We start from the raw sequence: 17,057 nt of genomic DNA on the forward strand, positions 1-17,057 counted from the left end.
CCAGGGTATGACCCCAGAGCGCACCTCCGCCTACCGGGACGCGCCGTGCCGACGAAGACTCGGTGCCGTGGTGATCGGAGCGTTGGTGGCGGGTGTGCTCGCGGGGTCGTGGTTGCCGGACCTCTCGGCGGCGACCCGGGTGTTGCTGCGGCTCGGGGTGGTGCTGCTGGGGTTGCGGCTTTCGCTCGGGCAACTGGTGGACCTCGGCCCGGGCGTGCTGCTCGCGGCCGCGGTCACGGTCGGCGGCACGTTCGCCGGCACCGTCTGGCTCGGCGGCAGGCTCGGCCTGCCGCGCGGGCTGACCCTGTTGGTGGCCGGTGGTTTCGCGATCTGCGGCGCGTCCGCGATCGCCGCGGTGGAGGGCGTGGTCGACCGCGACGACGAGCACGTGGCCACCGGCGTCGCGCTGGTCACCCTCTACGGCACGCTCACCATGATCGCGCTGCCGCTGCTGGGCGCGTCGCCGGAGTGGATCGGGTTGAGCACGCACGAGGTGGCGCAGGTCGCGGCCGCGGCCGGGCCCGCCGGGCTCGCGACCGCGATGGCGGTGAAGCTGACCAGGGTCGCGCTGCTCGCGCCCGTGGTGGCGCTGGTGGGCCGGAAGAGGACCGCGCCGCCCGCGTTCCTGCTGGGGTTCCTGGCGATGGTGGCGGTCCGGTCGACCGGGTGGGTGCCGGCCGGCGTGCTGGACGTGGTCGGGGTGGTGACGACGGTGCTGCCGGCGGCGGCGCTGTTCGGGCTGGGCACGGCGGTCCGGCCCGCGGTGCTGCTGCGGACCGGACCGCGCGCGCTGCTCCTCGGGTTCCTGTCGACGGTGCTGGTGGTCGGGCTCGGCTACCTGGCGCTGCGCGTGGTGTGAGCGCGCAACAGGTCCCCGTTCAGCCGGGCGATGGTGGTGAGCGGGATCCCCTTGGGGCACACCGAGGTGCACTCCCCCGCGTTGGTGCAGCCGCCGAATCCCAGCGCGTCGTGCTCGGCGACCATGTCCCGCGCCCGCGAGTACCGCTCGGGCTGCCCCTGCGGCAGCACGCCGAGGTGCGTCGTCTTCGCCGCCGTGAACAGCATCGCGGACCCGTTGGGGCACGCCGCGACGCACGCGCCGCACCCGATGCACGCCGCCGCCTCGAACGCGGTGTCCGCGTCGGGTTTGGGCACCGGCAGGGCGTGCGCGTCCGGCGCGCTGCCCGTCGACACGCTCACGTACCCGCCGGCGCGCACGATCCGGTCCAGCGCGGAGCGGTCCACCACCAGGTCCCGCACCACCGGGAACGGCTGCGCGCGCCACGGTTCCACGGTCAGCACGTCGCCGTCGCGGAAGTGCCGCAGGTGCAACTGGCACGCGGTGGTCGCCTTCTCCGGCCCGTGCGCGACACCGTTGATCATCACGCCGCACGCGCCGCAGATGCCCTCGCGGCAGTCGTGGTCGAACGCCACCGGCTCGTCGCCCGCGAGCACCAGCCGCTCGTTCAGCACGTCCAGCGCCTCCAGGAACGACATGTCCGCGGACAACCCGTCGACCTCGTAGTCCACCAGCCGGCCGTCGTCGTCGTGCTGCCGCCAGATCCGCAGGGTGAGTTTCACGCGTAGCTCCGGGTGCTCGGTCGGACGTGCTCGAAGACCAGGTCCTCCTTGTGCAGCACGGGCGGCTGCCCGACGCCGGTCCAGCCCCACGCGGCGACGTAGGAGAACCGGTCGTCGTCGCGCACCGCCTCGCCCTCCGGCGTCCGGCTCTCCGTGCGGAAGTGCCCGCCGCACGACTCCTCGCGGTGCAGCGCGTCGACGCACATCAGCTCGGCCAGCTCGAAGAAGTCGGCCACCCGGCCCGCCTTCTCCAACTCCTGGTTCAGCTCGTGCCCGCGTCCCGGCACGCGCACCCGCCGCCAGAACTCCTCGCGCAGCTCCGGGATCCGGGCCAACGCCTTGCGCAGCCCCGGCCCCGAGCGCTCCATGCCGCACTCGTCCCACATCAGCCTGCCGAGTTCGCGGTGGAACGACTCGACGGTCCGGTCGCCGTCCACCGCGAGCAGGGTCTTGATCCGGCCCCGCACCTCGGACACCGTGTCGGCGACCTGCGGGTGGTCCGGCGTCAGGCCGCCGAACGGCGCGTCGGCCAGGTAGTCGCCGATCACACCGGGCAGCACGAAGTACCCGTCGGCCAGGCCCTGCATCAACGCGCTGGCGCCGAGCCGGTTCGCGCCGTGGTCGGAGAAGTTGGCCTCCCCGATCACGAACAGCCCGGGGATCGTGCTGTGCAGGTCGTAGTCCACCCACAGCCCGCCCATCGTGTAGTGCACGGCGGGGTAGATGCGCATCGGCACCCGGTAGGGGTCCTCGCCGGTGATGCGCTCGTACATCTCGAACAGGTTGCCGTAGCGGGCTTCCACGACGCCGCGGCCCAGCCGGGCGAGCGCGTCGGCGAAGTCCAGGTACACGCCGCGCTTCTCGTCGGAGATGTTCTTCGCGGCGCGGGAGGCGATGTCGCGCGGCACGAGGTTGCCGAAGCTCGGGTACATCCGCTCGAGGAAGTAGTCCCGGTCGGGTTCCGGGATCGCGTCGGGCGACCGGCTGTCGCGCGGGTCGCGCGGCACCCACACCCGGCCGTCGTTGCGCAGCGACTCGCTCATCAGCGTGAGCTTGGACTGGTGGTCGCCGCTGATCGGGATGCAGGTCGGGTGGATCTGGGTGAAGCACGGGTTCGCGAACAGCGCGCCGCGCCGGTGCGCCCGCCAGATCGCGGTGGCGTTGCAGCCCTTGGCGTTGGTGGACAGGTGGAACACGTTGCCGTAGCCGCCGGTCGCGAGCACGACCGCGTCCGCGAAGTGCGTCGTCACCTCGCCGGTGACCAGCGACCGCACCACGACGCCGCGCGCCCGGCCGTCGACCACGACCAGGTCCAGCATCTCGGTGCGGGGGTGCATCTCCACCCGGCCGGCACCGATCTGCCGGGACAGCGCCTGGTAGGCGCCCAGGAGGAGTTGCTGCCCCGTCTGGCCGCGGGCGTAGAACGTGCGGGAAACCTGCGCCCCGCCGAAGGAACGGGTGTCCAGCAGGCCGCCGTACTCGCGGGCGAACGGCACGCCCTGCGCCACGCACTGGTCGATGATCTCCACGCTGATCCGGGCCAGCCGGTGCACGTTCGACTCGCGGGAGCGGAAGTCGCCGCCCTTCACCGTGTCGTAGAACAGCCGGTGCACGCTGTCGCCGTCGTTGCGGTAGTTCTTGGCCGCGTTGATGCCGCCCTGCGCGGCGATCGAGTGCGCGCGGCGCGGGCTGTCCTGGTGGCAGAACGACGTGACGCGGTAGCCGAGCTCGGCCAGCGTCGCGGCGGCGCTGCCACCGGCCAGGCCCGTGCCGACGACGATCACGTGCCGGTTGCGGCGGTTGGCCGGGTTGACCAGGCGGGCGGAGAACCTCCGGCGGTCCCACCGGCTCTCGATCGGTCCGGACGGGGTGCGGTGGTCGGCGATCGGGTCGCCCTGGGTGTACATGTCAGCTCACCACTCCGGTGACTACGGCGAAGGGAACGGAAAGGAAACCGCCGCACACCACGATCGCGACGGTGAGGCCGAGCACCCTCGACGTCGTCACGCCGAGGGTCTGCGCCGCGCTCCACACCCCGTGGCGGAGGTGGAAACCCAGTGCCAGCACGGCGATCGCGTAGGCCAGCACCACGTACCAGTGCCGGAAGTCGGCGACGACGTTGGCGTGGATCTCGCCCTCGACGCCGTGCGGGTTGAGGTACCCGGCGGTCAGGTCGAGCAGGTGGTAGACCACGAACAACCCGATGATCACGCCGCCCCAGCGCATCGTGCGCGCCGCGTAGCCGCCCTGGACCGGGCGCCGGTGCGCGTACCGGCCGCGCGCCTTCCGGGAGCGGGCGGTCAGCTGGTAGGCGGCGGCGAAGTGCAGTGCCACGGCCGCCAGGAGGCCGATCCGCACCGGCCAGACCACCCCGACGGCGCGCAGCCACCGGCCGTAGTCGTCCAGGCCGCCGGTGAAGATCGACAGGTTGCCGACCATGTGCGCGACCACGTACAGGAGCAGCACGCCACCGGTGACCGCCATGACGGCCTTCTTGCCGATCGTGCTGCGGTACAAGCGAATCGTGTCCACGGCTGTCGACGGTAGGAACGCACTCGTCAAGTCGTCCAATACATCGTGGGCTGCCCGACGATAGTCTGGGACTATGACGCTCCAGCAGCTCGCGTACTTCCTGGCAGTGGCCAGGACGCGGCACTTCACCCGGGCCGCGGAGGAGATGCGTGTGGCGCAGCCCTCACTGTCCAAGCAGATCCACGCGCTGGAGCGGGAACTGGGCGCGGACCTGTTCAGCCGGGCGCGCGGGAACGTCGCGCTGACCCCGGCGGGCGAGGCGCTGCTGCCGGTCGCCGGCCGGATCCTGTCCGATGTGGACACCGCGCGGCTGGAGGTGGCCGAGCTGGTGGGGCTGCGGCGGGGTCGGGTGCGGGTGGGTGCGACGCCGAGCCTGTGCGGCAGCATCTTCGCCGACGTGATCAAGCGCTACCACGACGCGTACCCGGGCATCCGGGTGGTGGTGACCGAGGGCGGGTCGCGGGACCTGGTCGGCGCGCTGGAGGCCGGTGAGCTCGACCTGGCGCTGGTGATCGAGTCGACGGCGGACGCGCAGCGGGCGCTGACCGTGGCGCCCGTGCTGCGGGAGGAGCTGGTGGTCGCGTCGGCGGAGCCGCTCGGCGTGTCCCGGATGCGGGTGACCGACCTGCGCGAGCACCCGCTGGTGATGTTCCGGTCCGGCTACGACCTGCGCGAGACGACGCTGGCGGTGTGCCGGCGGGCCGGGTTCGAGCCGGTGTTCGCGGTGGAGGGCGGCGAGATGGACGCGGTGCTGCGGTTCGTGGAGGTGGGGCTGGGCGTGGCGATCGTGCCCAGCACGGTGCTGGCCGCCCGGTCGTTGCACGGCACGCCGCTGACGCCGAGCACCTCGCGCACGATCGCGTTGGCGCACCGCACGGACGTGGCGCCGACGTCGGCCGCGCGGGCGTTCCGCGGCGTGCTGACCGGGTACCTGCGCGGCGCGGAAATGCCCGCGGGCGTGCGGCTGCTCGAGCCGTAGGCTCCTCGTCCGTGCTGATCCGACGCGAGACGACCGCCGATGTCGACGTCATCCGGGCCGTGACCGAGGCCGCCTTCGCCGCCCGGCCGGGTGGTGAGGCCGGGCTGGTGGACGCGCTGCGGACGGACCCGGGGTGGATCCCGGCGCTGTCGCTGGTGGCCGAGGTCGACGGCGAGGTCGTCGGGCACGTGGTGTGCACGCGTGCCTCGATCGGGGTGGGGCTCGGCCCGTTGAGCGTGCGGCCGGACCACCAGCGGGCCGGGGTCGGGTCGGCCCTGGCGCACGCGGTGCTGGGCGCGGCGGACGCGCTGGACGAGCCGGTGGTCGTGCTGCTGGGCAACCCGGCGTACTACTCGCGCTTCGGCTTCGGGCCGGCGGCGGACCTCGGGATCACGCCGCCGGTCGCCGAGTGGGCGCCGCACTTCCAGGCCCGCGCGCTGACCGCGTGGCGCCCCGGCCTCGCGGGGCCGTTCCGCTACGCGAGGCCGTTCGAGGAGCTGTAGGTCACCAGCTCTCGGGCGGTTCGGCGAACGCCTCGGCCAGGTCGCCGGTGAGCGACAGGGCCTGCCGGACCCAGCCGCGACCCGCGCCCGCCAGGCCGCACGTCGGCGTCGGCACGGCCAGCGTCGCCAGGGTTTCGCGCGGGAAGCCCAGCCGGTCCACCAGCGTCAACGCCGGTGTCGCGGCCGCCTTCAGGGTCGGCGGGGTGGCCGGTTCGGTGCTCGGCACGAGGCCGAGGAACAGCGTCGTCCGCTCCTCCCACGCCTCCCCGATCTCGTCCCACGTGCCCTTGCCGTCCACGATCGTCAGGTCGAACGCCACCGCGGCCGCGCCCGTCCCGCGCAGCAACGAGATCGGCGGGTTCGGCGCGCAGCAGTGGATCACCACGTCCTCGAACTGCTCGACCACCCCCCTGAGCAACGACACCGCCTCGGGCTCGGGCACCGCGGCGACCGTGCCCAGCTTGGACGGCGTCGGCAGCAGACCGCGCAGCACCGCGGGCAGGGCGGGCTCGTCCAGTTGGAGGACGATCCGCGCGCCGGTGCGCCGGGCCACCTCGGCGAGGTGGATCTTCAGCCCTTCGGTGAGCGATTCCGCCAACTCGCGCAGCGCGCCGCGGTCGGTCATCACCCGGTGGCCGCGCGGCAGCTCGAGGCTCGCGGCGAGCGTCCACGGTCCGACGGCCTGGACCTTGAGCACCTCGGGCCGGGTGTCGGCCAACGCCTCGTCCAACGCGTCGAGGTCGCGGCGGAGCAGGTCGACCGCGCGGCGGTGGTCGCGACCGGGGTGCGCGGCGGTCCGGTAACCCGACGGGACGACCTCGACGGGGATGTCCACGAGCAGCCCGGCGGTCCGGCCGATCATGTCCGCCCCGACGCCGCGCGCGGGGAGTTCGGGCAGGTGGGGGAGGGTGGGCAGCTCGCCGAGCACGACGCGGGCGGCTTCGAGCGGGTCGGTTCCGGGCAGCGAGCCGACGGCGGTCGCGACGCCGGGCGACCAGGGCGCGCGCGGCCGGGGTTTGACATCCACGCGGACCAGTCTCCCACCCCGCGCGAACCGGCCGCGGCGAGCGAAAAGGTCTAGACCCATTGACGCGGTGGTCTAGGCCACCTACCGTCACCTTGTCGGTGCTGACAGTTGCGGGCACCGCTGCGTACGTGGTGTGGGGGCGTGCCGCGCCCCACGTCCCCGCACCACTCCCATACCCCTGTCACGTGGGAGCGAGTGCCATGAAATCCAAGTTCTTCGGCGCGGCGGCGGTGGCCGTCGCCGCGACCGTCGGAGCGGGTCTGCTGCTGGTCGCCCCTGCCGGCGCCGCGGCCTCCCCGACCGCCGTGTTCACCCAGGACTCGAACTGGGGCTCTGGTTACCAGGGCAAGTTCACCGTCAACTCGGGCGGCAGCGCGCTGTCCGGCTGGAAGGTGGAGTTCGACCTGCCCTCGGGCAGCACCCCGGGGTCCTACTGGGACGCCACCCTCGTGAGCAGCGGCTCGCACCACGCCTTCACCAACCGGGAGTACAACGGCTCCGTCGCGTCCGGCGCGTCGGCCTCGTTCGGCTTCCTGGTGAACGGCTCGGGCGTGCCGACGAACTGCAAGCTCAACGGCGCGCCTTGCGCCGGGTCCCCGTCCACGACGACCACCACGACGACGCGGAGCACGACGACGACCACTCCCCCGTCGTCGACCATGCCGACGTTGACCAGCACCACGACCACGACCACGACGACGACGACGACGACCACGTCGAACCCGCCCCTGCCGGGAAGTCTGAAGTCGGCGCCGTACGTGGACATCACGATGCCCACGCCGTCGTTGGAGTCGATCGCGAAGGCGACCGGCCAGAAGGTGTTCACCCTGGCGTTCGCGCTGGCCGACAGCAGCGGCTGCAACCCCTCGTGGGGCGGCACGATCCCGTTGAACGACAGCCGGATCATCAACGACGTCAAGGCGTTGAAGGCACTCGGCGGCGACGTCGTGGTGGCCACCGGCGGCGCGGCGGGCCCGTACCTGGAGTACACCTGCTCCTCGGCGGACGCGCTCGCGGGCGCCTACAAGAAGATCCTCGACGCGGTGGGCAGCAACCACCTGGACGTCGACGTCGAGGCGTCGATCCCGCACGACGTGGTCAACACGGCGCTGAAGAAGCTCCAGGACGAGCGCGGCACGGCGATCAGCTACACGATGCGCGTCCAGGGCGACGACTACGGCATGGACCCGTACTCGGTGCAGATCCTCCAGAACGCGGCGTCGAAGGGCCTCAACGTCCTGGTCAACCCGATGACCATGGAGTTCGGCTCGTCCCGTTCGGACTGGGGTGACGCGGTGATCGCCGCGGCACAGGCCTCGCTCGGCCAGCTGAAGCAGATCTGGCCCGCCAAGTCGGACGCGGACCTGCGCAAGATGCTGGGCGTGACCCCGATGATCGGCCGCAACTACAACGGCAAGATCTTCACCCAGGCCCACGCCCAGAAACTGGTCTCGTGGGCGAACACGAACCACATCGGCCTGCTGGGCTTCTGGTCGGCCGGCCGCGACAACGGCGGCTGCCCGGGCGGCGGCATCTCGGCGACGTGCAGCAGCATTTCGCAGTCGACCTACGAGTTCACGAACATCTTCAAGGGCTTCACCGGCTGACCTGCAAAAAGCCTGACGGTGGATCTTGCTGGGCCGTCGTCGGGCCGTCCGGGGTTCCCCTGTCCGCTGCGGACGTACACCTGATCGACTGCCTTGCGCGCGCGAGCACGGCTCGACGGCAGGAGACGGGTGTACGTCCGCAGCGTGAACCCCGGGTCGGAGTGCCCCGGGTACTCCGCCAGTTCCTTGATCGACACGTCCCGGCCGAGCAGCATCGAGGCGTAGAGGTGGCGCAGGGCGTGCATACCGTCGCCCTTCGTCGTGTAGGCGAGGCCGGCCCGCTTGAAGGCCGGCTTCCACACCACCTCGTTGAGCGCGCTCCCGGAGTACGGCCGACCGGCGTTGCCGACCATCAGCAGCGCCACCGTGACCTCCCGCCCGGACGGCTCCAGCCACGGCAGGGTCACCACGACCGGCTCGAAGTTCTCCGCGTAGTGGTCGAGCCTTTCCAGGACTCCCACGGCCAGCGGAACCACCCGCGTCTTGCCACCCTTGGGCGGGGCGAACACGAGTTCGCCACCGATGACCCGGATCTGCCGGGTGACGTTGATCAGCATCTCGTCGCGGTTCACGTCGTCCAGCGAGAAGCCCAGGATTTCGCCCTGCCGCAGCCCACAGCCCGCCCCCAGTTCCGCCGTGGGCGCGAATCTCGGCGGTAGCGCGAGCTGCACCGCTCTGAGCCGGGATTCGGGCCACGGCACGACCTTCCGCACCGCGGGCTTGGGCTTCTTGACGCTCTGCGCCTTGCAGGGGTTGACGCGGATCTTCTTGTCCTCCACCGCGGCGCTCAGGATCGAGGACAGGGTGTCGAAGTACACGGCCTGCGTCGACACCTCCAGGTTCCGCCCCCGCAGCCAGGCCAGCCAATCCCGCACCGATTCCGCGTTGACCGAGCCGATGTTCCGCTTCTCGAAGAACGGGTAGAGCTGACTCCGGAGCCGACTGCGCAGCGTCTGCCGGGTGGCCGCGTCCTGCGACTGACCCTGTAGCCAACTCTCCGCGTACGTCTTGAAGTTGACCTTCCCGGCGTTCGCGTCGATGAAGACGCCCGCCAACACGTCGTGCTGCATCTTGGTCAGAAATGCCTGAGCTTTGCGGAGTTGCCGATCGGGGAACGACTCCGACATCTCGTTGCCGTCGGGGTCGTAGTACCGGACCTTGTAGCGGTCGCCCTTCCCCCACCGCTCCGGATCGCGTTCCTTGATCCGCTTGCCCTTCTCGTCGGTCAGCGGCTTTCCTCCGTCGTCCCGTTTGATCCGCATCCAGCGGTCTTGGATATGACCGGCCACGTTCTTCCCTTCGGTGCCGTCACGCGGCGTTCGGGTCGGTTTCCTGCCGGGCCAACCAGTTCAGAACCTCGTCGGGGCGGTAGCGCACGTGCTTGCCGACGCGGAAATAGGGAGGCCCGTACCCCTTGTGCCGCCACTGGCTCAAGGTCGCCTCCGTCAAGCGGAGGTAGTCAGCGAGGTCGTTCGGCATCCACAGCACTTCGACGGCTGTGCGACGCGGTCTGGCGGCCATGTCATCCCCCGGTACACCTGGTCAAGCTGCTGCGGACGCGGTTGCCGAAACATCCGGGTCCACTAAGCCGGCCGTCGCCGCGAGCAACGCGCGGTCGTATTCGGCTTTCCAGGTGACGCGTTGGGCGATGGCGTGCATGAGCAGGTGCGCGCGGGGAGGCACGTTGGGGTCGCCGGGCTGGATCTTCGTCCAGACGAGTTGGCTCGTGTCCGGTTCCGGCTTGTCGACGCCCACGGCTTTGAGCGTTTCGAGGACGAACCGCTTCCGGTCGGCCCGGTGGTCGGCCAACGTCTTGCCTGACCACTTCCGCGACACCAGGACCCGACGTCCGGGCAGGCCGAGGGTGGTGCGGCGGTGGGCGCGGCCCTTGCAGTGGCCGGGGTTGGTACGGGAGTTCGCCCCGCGTGGTTGGACGGCGTAGAGGAGCCAGATCGGGCAGCGGTCTGAGCAAGGGGTGACGGCGAGTTCGTCGGCGAGTCGGTCCGCGTGAGCGCGCTGCCGTTGGGTGGTCTGTTCGACCACTTCGCCGATGGACTTGGTCAGGTACTTGGTGAGGTAGCCGATGTGGCGTCTGGCCTCGGGCGAGCCGCCGAGGATGCCCTTGGAGTGGACCTGTCGTCCGAAGCGCACGACGTGGGCGGGCTCGTCCACCTGGTCGACGGCATCGGCCCAGGCCGGCAGTGGTTTCCGGGTGTCAGGGTCTACGAAGCTCTCCGCGCGGACGTCCCACACCGGCGGGTGTCCGACGGTGTATCGGCGCTGGTCGTGGGCCGGCCACCAGACCTGATGGTAGGTGGCCGCGGTGACCAGGCGGATCGTGTCGTGTGGGATCGAGCCGCGGAGCGCGGCGTGGAGATGTGGCGCCGCCCGACGCTGGGGTTCCACGGTGGCGAAGTACTGGACGTCCCAGCCGACGACGCGGCGCAGGTTCTGCCACCACCGGTCCACCAGCGAGGCGAAGTGCACCGCGTCCCGGGCAGCCCGCCGATAGTCGTACGTGGCCGGGTCGACCGGGGTGCCGTCGTCGCGGACCCGCCCGTAGGTGTCCAGGGTCAGCGTGACGAACATCGACGGCCGATACCCACCCGCGAACTCCCGCCCCAGGGTGCGCTTCTCCACCCGCCGCCGGGGCAGGTCCGGCGAATCCTGCCGACGCTTCGTGGACCGCTTCACCGGAAGCCGGTCAGGCAGATCGGGCGTGGGGAAACGGCCCCGGACGCCGAGTTGCCGAAGTTCGTCGTCCACGGAGTGGATCTCGTCCCGCAGCTCGTCCGCATGGCCGGCCTCGCCCGCGTCGACGGCTTCCCGGTACGCCTGCACAAGGTCGGCCCGGTAGGTCATCAGGTCCGTGTGGTCCCGACCGGGCGGGTCGGTGGTGAAGTCGGGTTCGGTGGTCATGTGCCAGCCCTCACGGCACTGCGCCATCCGCAAAGCCTTGGCCTTCTTGGCACACGGCCCGCACACGCTCTCCACAGTGGAGCCACAGGGCACCGCCACGTACCGGACTTCGAAGGTCGCCCGGTCCTGCACCTCCATCGTGAACGGCCGCACGCACACCCCGTGCTGCTCGGCGGCGGCCTTGACCACGTCCAGCGCCATCGGCTGACGCATCCGCTCCGCCCGCGTCCCCCCGCTCACGCCGCCACCCCCTCGGGAGACGTCGGGAACGCCCGGACCTCCGCCGGCCGCACGTACCGGCGCAAGGTGTCCAGGTCGTCGTCGGTGACGTGAAAGGCCCGAGCACGCTCCGGTTCGCGCTGGCCGTCCTGCTTGGTCCAGGCGACACCGGGGGTGTCCTCGCCGATCTCGTGTGCGGCGGCACCGCGTTGGCGGACGCCGTCGCCCAGGACCATGTCGACCTGGCCCGGTTCGTCCAGCCGCAGGGCGACCCGGGTGGTGAACAGGTGTCGGAAGGAGACGACCTCCTTGCGCGGGTCCTGCACGAGGCCGACGACCGCGTAGCCGGGGGCGCGTCCCTGGGAGGTGATCGTCTGGATCGCGCGCTGTGCGCGTTCCCGGAGCTGCCTGTCCGGCTGGTAGGCGATCAGGTCCGCCAGCTCATCGACCACTAGGACGGTGAACGGCTCGCCCGTGGAGCGTGCCCACAACCGCCGTACGCCCCGATAGCGGGTAGCGCGGTCCTTGACCTCGGTGGCGATTTCCTCAAGCAGGGCAACGGCATCCGCGCCGTTGTCGTACGCCACCCGATCGAACGCGTCCGGGCACTGGCCCAACTCCATCCCACCCTTGGGATCGATCCCCACCAGGCGCACCAAGCCGTCACGGACCGACGGGGCGAGCTGCCACACCAGCGACCACAACACCGAACCCTTGCCCGCACCGGGCACCCCGACCACGAGCACCTGAGAACCCAGCAACCGCAACCGCCACGGCTTGCCCGTCTCGGTGACCCCGACCGTGACCCGCTTGAGGTCCACCACGTCCGGGAACGCCGGCACCGACACCGGGCGCGCCAACGGGTCCGAGTGCACGAAGTCCAACTCCACGACACGCGGACGGACCACCCGCACCCGACACGACCGGGCACCGAACGCGTGCGCCAACCCCTCCCGCCGCAACTCCCAGACCTCAGGGGATTGCGCCGGCACCATCCGCACCCGAACCCGGTCCCGCCACCCTTCGGAGCGAACCCGCCCCAACCGCGGCCGGTACTCGCGCCTTCCGTCCCGCTTCGACAACTCGGCAAGGCGCATCACCGACCGCCACCGCGGCACGTACACCGTCGCCCGCCGCCACTCCGTCAACACACGCAACCAGCAGTGCCGCCGGAAGGACACCGGGTACAGGCCGAACCAGAGGACCAACGCCGCCACCAGCGACAACACCACCAGAACCAGCGTCGACACCCCGAAGCTCAACGAGCACCAGGCCGTGACCACCGGAACCCACACGAACAGCGGATACCGGCCCACAACCAGCACTAGGCGCACGACACCGATGACCACTAGCCACGCCAGGAACACCAGTGCGGCCAACCACTTCGCCTTACCCGGCACCAACACCCACCACGGCACCCGAGGCCGAACACCCTCGAACGGAGCCGGGTCCACCCACCGGCCACTCATCGCGCACCACCGTGCACCGATCGAGTGAACGACCTACACCCTGTTGTGCGCACGCCACCACTTGACGCGCGCACCCAACACACCGCTATCCTTGCCACGCCGGAATCCCCCGTTGTCCTGGGAAGAGAATGTGGGAAACCGGTCGACGGATCGCGGGAGGCAAACCCTCGCCCTCCAAGACGTCGGGCTTGCCCCCGCGATTCCCATCAACCAGCGAAAAGGAAGACGCGTTCGAGAATCCGGCTAAACGGACCCGGAATCGCCGCCGGAGTCAGTGCCGTACGCGCCGTACTCGTGCGCCAACCCGAGCAGCAACTCCCGCGAGCCCTGCACATCAAGGGCCGCAGCACGAAGCCTGCGCAACCGATCGCGGTAGACCTTCACCGCGTCGGGGGTGTCGACCAGGGCACTGGTCGTGTCCAACTCCAGGTGGACCACAGCCGGATAGGCCTCGTGCTCCATCAGCGTGAACTGACCCCGCAACCACGCCGCGCCCCGCACACCGGCCGGAATGACGCGGATGGACACGTTGTCCCTCTGCGACAACAGAACCAGATGCATAAACTGGTCCTCCATCGTCCCGTGATCGCCGACCATCGTGCGCAACACCGCGTCCGGAACGAGGAACTCGAACATCGGCGCACCCGGCCCGTACAGAACCCGCTGCCGCTTTATCCGCCCGTCGACCAACGCCCGCACCTCGCCGGCGTCCTCAACCCCCGACGACGCCAACACGAAGTGCGCGTAGTTCTCGTTCTGCACCAAGGCTGGCAGCAGGGTCGGCTCGTACGCCACCACCAACGACGCCGCCGCCTCACACCGCACCAGCGTCCACACCTGGTCCGGAGCGGCCGGCGCGTGCCGATGCACCAACAGGTCGCTGCCCACCTGGCGGTGAACGTCCATCACCCGCCGGAACACCGCCGGAGACGCACCGGACATCCCCAGGTAGTGCGACAGATCTTCGGTCGTACACCCCCGAACTCCGGCCTCCAGGCGCGACACCTTCGACGCCGACCACCCCACCATCTCGGCGAGTTGGTCGCCGTTGAACCCGAACAACTGGCGAGCGTCACGCACCGCCTCACCGATCATCCGGTTCTGAATCCTCACCCCACTCTGCGGCACAGGCCCCATCACGGTTTCACCTCGACAACCTCGAACAAATCGTCGAACTGCATCGGCGCCAACGCCGCCAACGCCCCACCGATGAACGCAGCGCCAGGCTGCAACTCACCGCTGCGCACCCGCATCACCGTCGACCGGTTCAAGCCCATCTTGTAGGCCAACACGTAATCCGACTTGAAGCCGGCGAGCCGTGCAGCCTTCGTGAAAGTCGAATACCGAAGCTTGACCGAGTACCGGGAAGCACTCACCCGCCGACCTCCTCGGACGGCAGCGCATCGCCGATCTCCTCGCCCTTCTCCCGCTCACGCACAGCCCAGTACAACGCCTCGTGGTGGTGTCCACGGTCGACCTCGGCCACCCGCAGGTAGACCTTCGCACTGCGCAGGTAGAACGCCCTCAAGACGCCAGGCTCCGAGTCCGGGGCAGGCATCAACCGACTCAACAGCTCGTGCGCCTGCATCAACGTCGTCACCTCCGACGCCGCTTTCCACAGGTTCCGCCTGGGGGTGGTCACAGCCCGCCACCCCCGACCCGGGAGAACTCGACGTGCGCCCGACGCTCGAACTCCTCGGCAGCGACCGCACAGGCGTGACGCGCCCACAGCGGCACCGCCAGGTCGGCCGCGAGTAACCGCCAAGCTTGCCCCACCACGGCATACCCGGCAGCCAACCGGGAGAAGTCGACCGAACCGTCCGATGTGGACTCGGCGAACATCGACTCCACCAACCCCACGTAGGCGGTGTTCCACAAGGCGACCACCTCACGAGACGGCCGCACCACCTCAAGCCGCCTTCGAATCGCCCTGCGGAGCCTTCTCCGAGGCCCGCCGCGAGGTCGCCCCGGCCTGGGACGAGGCGAACCCCGTGGCCCGGATCGTGAACCCCTGATACTTGTACCGATCCCCCATGACCCGAGGCTCGACCGTCAACCCCTCGAACGCCACGGGCCGCACCTCAACCCCGGGCATCACCTGCACCGCTTGCGGCGGCACCGGCTGCACGTCGGCCAGGAGAACGACCGTCACCGACGCGTCCCGCTCCTTCTCGGCGGACGGATCGGTCACCACGACCTTCCACTGCCGCCGGCCGCTGCGCTCGTCCACGCGCTGCTTGGCCTGCTTACCGCGCCCCTTGTCCTCGGCGCTCAGGTACTCCAGGTCCGGCGCGACCTCCCCGACCATGAGCGCCCCCATCGGAAAGACCTGCTCGAACGCAGCGTCGAACCGGGTGCCGTACGGAACCGCCATCGCCTTACCTCCGTCGCCTAGCTAGCCCGCCTAACTGGGCTAGACAGATCGAAGGTAAGCCAGCATGGCTAGCCAAGTCAAGCTCCACGAGGCACCCAGCCTCCGAGCTAGCTTCCTAGGCTGGCTAGCCAAGCTGGGCACCTGCTGCGACCATGGAGCCATCCGCTTGACAACACTTCACGCTCCGCTTTAGCCAGGCACAGGAGAGACGAGACAGCGATGGCCCTCGATCCAGACGACCCGCGACCGCCATACATGCAGGTGGCGAACGCCCTACGAGCCGCCATCCTGACCAAGGTCTTCAAGGCCGGTGACAAGCTCCCGTCCCGCGCCGAACTGGCCAAGAAGTACGACGTGGCGCCGATGACGGTCCAGAACGCCCTACGCGAGCTGCGTGACGAGGGCCTGATCGTCTCCCGACAGGGCAGCGGCGTGTTCGTGAGGGAACGCACCGAACGCCCGGTAGGACTCCGCCCACACATCGAACGAGCCTTCGCCGCCGACCACGTCACGATCGACTTCGCAGGCTTCTCCGGCGAAACCCTCCACGGCGTCATCCAAGAACCCTTGGACAAGATCCGAATCGGCCGCCTGACCCCGGACTCGATCCACGTCCGCATCCTGGTGCCGGACCCCACCGTCCCGTGGTCGGTCCCCTCCACCGTCGAGGACAAGGCCGACAGCCCAGCCTTCCGAGCCCGCGCAGCCGAAATCATGCGCCGCCACACGCTGTCCATCATCGACAACGTCACCGAACTGGGCACCCTGGGCCTGGTCAAGGAAGCCACCGCCGAAGTCCGCGTCCACCCGGCAGCCCCGCTGTTCAAGCTCTACCTGATCAACAACGAAGAAGCCTTCTTCGGCTTCTACCCGGTGAAGGAACACGTCCTCTCCCTGGACGGCAAACCCCAAGCCATCTACGACCTCATGGGCAAGGACGCAATCCTCTTCCACCACAGCGCCAACGACGACGACACCAGCACCGGCAGCCAATACGTAGAACAGGCCCGAACCTGGTTCGACAGCCTGTGGAATACTATCGCGGAGGACTTCGACCGGTGACCTCGAATGCCGTCCCTGTGGACGACGTCGAAACACTGCGGCGTCTTTTGTCACAGGCCCATGCCCTCCTCCTGGACTTCGACGGCCCGATCTGTTCCGTCTTCGCAGGAATTTCAGCACACTATGTCGCAGCCCAACTTCGGGACGTTCTAGTACGAGACGGACTTGAGCCACCCCGCGAACTGGCGGATACGGAAGACCCATTCGAAGTGCTCAGGTACGCAGCGACCTTGGGCGACACCGAGGCGCGCGAGGTCGAAGCAGTCCTAAGCGCCTACGAAATTAAAGCCGTCCACAGCGCCGAGCCGACGGCCGGCGCGCACGACCTGATGCGAGCGTGGCACGACCGTGGCCGACCCCTCGCCATCGTCAGCAACAACTCTACCGCCGCAGTGACCGCCTACCTTAGGAGGCACGACCTCCACTCAATTACCGACTACGTGTCGGCTAGAAACGGCCCGCAAATCGACCAGCTTAAACCGTCCCCACAGTTCATAAACCAAGCATTGGACCACCTGTCAACGTCTGCGTCGCGCGCACTCTTGGTCGGTGACTCAGGCACCGATATCCGGGCCAGTCGGGCGGCAAAAGTTATCGCGATCGGATACGCAAACAAAGTAGCCAAACTTACCAGCTTGAAAGACGGGGCGGCGTGCCTGGTTACAAGCATGAGACTCCAGGCATGGCTTCCCATCTAAGAATAACCAAAACAAGGCACCATCGAACAGCGCCTACCACGACATCGAAAGCTGCATTCTTCGCAGATATAAAGCCGAACAAGCAAC

19 protein-coding genes are annotated in these 17,057 nt (G+C 69.5%); 6 read left to right on the plus strand and 13 right to left on the minus strand.

Going from position 1 to position 17,057, the window contains the following annotated elements:
- The first annotated feature begins 7 nt into the window (after positions 1-7).
- The gene (locus AB0G50_RS25430) at positions 8-859 is read left to right on the plus strand and encodes a putative sulfate exporter family transporter (RefSeq protein ID WP_360112922.1); all 852 of its coding nucleotides are present in this window, start codon (positions 8-10) and stop codon (positions 857-859) included.
- Here AB0G50_RS25430 and AB0G50_RS25435 read toward each other — a convergent pair.
- Genes AB0G50_RS25435 through AB0G50_RS25445 form a run of 3 tightly spaced genes read right to left on the minus strand, consistent with a single transcriptional unit; the run spans position 835 to position 4,113 of the window.
- The gene (locus AB0G50_RS25435) at positions 835-1,581 is read right to left on the minus strand and encodes a succinate dehydrogenase/fumarate reductase iron-sulfur subunit (RefSeq protein ID WP_360112923.1); all 747 of its coding nucleotides are present in this window, start codon (positions 1,579-1,581) and stop codon (positions 835-837) included. The two genes, AB0G50_RS25430 and AB0G50_RS25435, sit on opposite strands and share 25 nt — an antisense overlap.
- Positions 1,578-3,488, minus strand: coding sequence for a fumarate reductase/succinate dehydrogenase flavoprotein subunit (locus tag AB0G50_RS25440; RefSeq protein ID WP_360112925.1), 1,911 nt, complete (start codon positions 3,486-3,488; stop codon positions 1,578-1,580). Before AB0G50_RS25440 ends, AB0G50_RS25435 begins: the two co-directional genes overlap by 4 nt.
- 1 nt (position 3,489) lies before the next feature.
- Positions 3,490-4,113, minus strand: a complete 624-nt coding sequence (locus AB0G50_RS25445) for a succinate dehydrogenase cytochrome b subunit (protein ID WP_360112926.1) — start codon at positions 4,111-4,113, stop codon at positions 3,490-3,492.
- Positions 4,114-4,186: 73 nt separating this feature from the next.
- Here AB0G50_RS25445 and AB0G50_RS25450 point away from each other — a divergent pair, with 73 nt between their 5' ends.
- Complete coding sequence (locus tag AB0G50_RS25450; RefSeq protein WP_360112928.1) at positions 4,187-5,092, plus strand: LysR family transcriptional regulator; 906 nt, start codon at positions 4,187-4,189, stop codon at positions 5,090-5,092.
- A gap of 11 nt (positions 5,093-5,103) precedes the next feature.
- On the plus strand, positions 5,104-5,595 hold the full coding sequence (locus AB0G50_RS25455; RefSeq protein ID WP_360112930.1) for an N-acetyltransferase: 492 nt from the start codon (positions 5,104-5,106) through the stop codon (positions 5,593-5,595).
- Position 5,596: 1 nt separating this feature from the next.
- On the opposite strand, the gene AB0G50_RS25460 is transcribed toward AB0G50_RS25455, so the two are convergent.
- Complete coding sequence (locus AB0G50_RS25460) at positions 5,597-6,622, minus strand: methionine synthase (RefSeq protein WP_360112932.1); 1,026 nt, start codon at positions 6,620-6,622, stop codon at positions 5,597-5,599.
- 200 nt (positions 6,623-6,822) lie between these two features.
- Here AB0G50_RS25460 and AB0G50_RS25465 point away from each other — a divergent pair, with 200 nt between their 5' ends.
- Positions 6,823-8,229, plus strand: a complete 1,407-nt coding sequence (locus tag AB0G50_RS25465) for a cellulose binding domain-containing protein (protein WP_360112934.1) — start codon at positions 6,823-6,825, stop codon at positions 8,227-8,229.
- Here AB0G50_RS25465 and AB0G50_RS25470 read toward each other — a convergent pair.
- From AB0G50_RS25470 to AB0G50_RS25510, 9 genes are all read right to left on the minus strand, one after another.
- The gene (locus AB0G50_RS25470; RefSeq protein WP_360112936.1) at positions 8,190-9,491 is read right to left on the minus strand and encodes a tyrosine-type recombinase/integrase; all 1,302 of its coding nucleotides are present in this window, start codon (positions 9,489-9,491) and stop codon (positions 8,190-8,192) included. The two genes, AB0G50_RS25465 and AB0G50_RS25470, sit on opposite strands and share 40 nt — an antisense overlap.
- 46 nt (positions 9,492-9,537) lie before the next feature.
- Entirely contained in the window at positions 9,538-9,708 is a 171-nt protein-coding gene (locus AB0G50_RS25475; RefSeq protein ID WP_360112938.1) for a helix-turn-helix domain-containing protein, read from the minus strand.
- A 63-nt stretch (positions 9,709-9,771) separates the two neighbouring features.
- Positions 9,772-11,361, minus strand: a complete 1,590-nt coding sequence (locus AB0G50_RS25480) for a replication initiator (protein ID WP_360113036.1) — start codon at positions 11,359-11,361, stop codon at positions 9,772-9,774.
- Between the two features lie 23 nt (positions 11,362-11,384).
- Positions 11,385-12,773, minus strand: coding sequence for an FtsK/SpoIIIE domain-containing protein (locus tag AB0G50_RS25485; RefSeq protein WP_360112940.1), 1,389 nt, complete (start codon positions 12,771-12,773; stop codon positions 11,385-11,387).
- Positions 12,774-13,079: 306 nt separating this feature from the next.
- Entirely contained in the window at positions 13,080-13,931 is an 852-nt protein-coding gene (locus AB0G50_RS25490) for a helix-turn-helix transcriptional regulator (RefSeq protein WP_360112942.1), read from the minus strand.
- A gap of 41 nt (positions 13,932-13,972) precedes the next feature.
- Complete coding sequence (locus tag AB0G50_RS25495) at positions 13,973-14,212, minus strand: transcriptional regulator (protein WP_360112944.1); 240 nt, start codon at positions 14,210-14,212, stop codon at positions 13,973-13,975.
- Positions 14,209-14,565: an AMED_5909 family protein gene (locus AB0G50_RS25500; RefSeq protein WP_360112946.1), complete on the minus strand. Its 357-nt coding sequence runs from the start codon at positions 14,563-14,565 to the stop codon at positions 14,209-14,211. The genes AB0G50_RS25495 and AB0G50_RS25500 overlap by 4 nt, the downstream gene beginning before the upstream one ends.
- The gene (locus AB0G50_RS25505; RefSeq protein ID WP_360112948.1) at positions 14,475-14,723 is read right to left on the minus strand and encodes a hypothetical protein; all 249 of its coding nucleotides are present in this window, start codon (positions 14,721-14,723) and stop codon (positions 14,475-14,477) included. Before AB0G50_RS25505 ends, AB0G50_RS25500 begins: the two co-directional genes overlap by 91 nt.
- A 22-nt stretch (positions 14,724-14,745) precedes the next feature.
- Positions 14,746-15,210 carry a hypothetical protein gene (locus tag AB0G50_RS25510; protein ID WP_360112950.1) on the minus strand — a complete coding sequence of 155 codons (465 nt, stop codon included), beginning with the start codon at positions 15,208-15,210 and terminating at the stop codon, positions 14,746-14,748.
- 219 nt (positions 15,211-15,429) lie between these two features.
- On the opposite strand from AB0G50_RS25510, the gene AB0G50_RS25515 reads away from it, so the two are divergent.
- Complete coding sequence (locus AB0G50_RS25515) at positions 15,430-16,272, plus strand: GntR family transcriptional regulator (RefSeq protein ID WP_360112952.1); 843 nt, start codon at positions 15,430-15,432, stop codon at positions 16,270-16,272.
- Between the two features lie 209 nt (positions 16,273-16,481).
- The gene (locus tag AB0G50_RS25520; RefSeq protein WP_360113038.1) at positions 16,482-16,970 is read left to right on the plus strand and encodes an HAD-IA family hydrolase; all 489 of its coding nucleotides are present in this window, start codon (positions 16,482-16,484) and stop codon (positions 16,968-16,970) included.
- The last annotated feature ends 87 nt before the right edge of the window (positions 16,971-17,057 follow it).

It is taken from the genome of Actinosynnema sp. NPDC020468 (assembly GCF_040642015.1).
In the GTDB taxonomy this organism is placed as follows: domain Bacteria; phylum Actinomycetota; class Actinomycetes; order Mycobacteriales; family Pseudonocardiaceae; genus Actinosynnema.